Below are 279 nucleotides of genomic sequence, written 5' to 3'. Positions count from 1 at the left end.
ACCGGCAGCACCGAGACCCCCGTGTGGCAACCGGCGTGAAGGAGGCCTGCGCGATGACGAGCACCTCCTCCACTTCTTCCGCGGCGCTGCCGGACCACATCGAGCACGCGATGCTCGGCACGATGCGCGTGCCCCGTTTCGAAGACGTGCTGCGCGCCGCACAAGCCTTTGCGCCATACGTGCAGCGCACGCCGCTGCTGCGCTCGCCCGCACTGGACGCGCTGGCGGGCGGCTCCGTCTGGATCAAACCCGAGAGCCTGCAGGTCACCGGCTCCTTCA

The 279-nt window shown here is 69.5% G+C and carries 1 pseudogene; it reads left to right on the top strand.

Annotation, left to right across the window (positions count from 1 at the left end):
* Nucleotides 1–53 precede the first annotated feature (53 nt).
* A pseudogene (locus tag ACZYSP_RS35610) lies at nt 54–279 on the top strand (pyridoxal-5'-phosphate-dependent protein); the annotation flags it as partial.

The sequence above is a fragment of the Variovorax sp. F042 genome (assembly GCF_057814215.1).
Note: the sequence above shows the minus strand (reverse complement) of the source record. Positions and strands in the feature narration are given on the sequence as shown.